The sequence below is a fragment of the Vibrio sp. 970 genome, from assembly GCF_033339075.1.
On the sequence record NZ_JAWOTW010000263.1, the window covers coordinates 1 to 739 of the forward strand.

At 43.0% G+C, this 739-nt stretch carries 1 pseudogene; it reads right to left on the reverse strand.

The features are described from left to right. Positions 1–354, reverse strand: a pseudogene (locus tag R7Q11_RS26070) (AEC family transporter); the annotation flags it as partial. Positions 355–739 lie beyond the last annotated feature (385 nt).

Consider the following 739-nt stretch of genomic DNA (forward strand, 5'->3'; position numbering starts at 1 on the left):
AATGCCGATAATGCCAGTGTTGGCGCGAAATCCACCTTGAATCAACACGCCCTGATCGGGAGAAGATTTAAACAGAACAGAAACGGACATGTAGGTGAAAATAAAAAACAGAATGCTCGCGACTACGCCGTAGTTGATGAAACCACTGGCGGCAGAAAAATCATGCTCAGAAGCCACAATACTGACAAACAACATGGCTGGCAGCGTGACCTTAAAAACCAGCTTAGAGCCTATTTCAATAAAGTTATCGTTGATGAGACCAAACCGTTTAAAGATAACGCCAAGCACCAACATTAAGCAGATGGGGCCGGTGATCGACAAAGAGAATTGCAACTGATGTAAAACAGAATCCATGTAAGTATCCGCAGCAAAAAAGAAAAAAGTCATTATTGTTTCGCTATTAAGCCACAAACTAGGGGGCGGGGAATAGGGAAGCGATGAAATTTTATTCTTATGTTGATTAGGATGTACGTTGCATTCCGATATGAGCCTAATATCTCAGTTTGACCAAGCTCGACTGGTCGAAGGTTGCATATATTGGTTTACTACTCCGACTTATCGCACTGGAGATAAAACAGAACTCCAGCGCCGACAAGTGAAATGAAGTTGAGCCGCGCTCATTCCTTGTGCGGTTCTGGTGGTGATAAATAGGAGTCCATCGATGAAAAGTAAACACAACAAAACCGTTCTATGTGCATTTGTTTCTGGTTCGGTATTTGGTGCTGTTCTCGTTATCGCA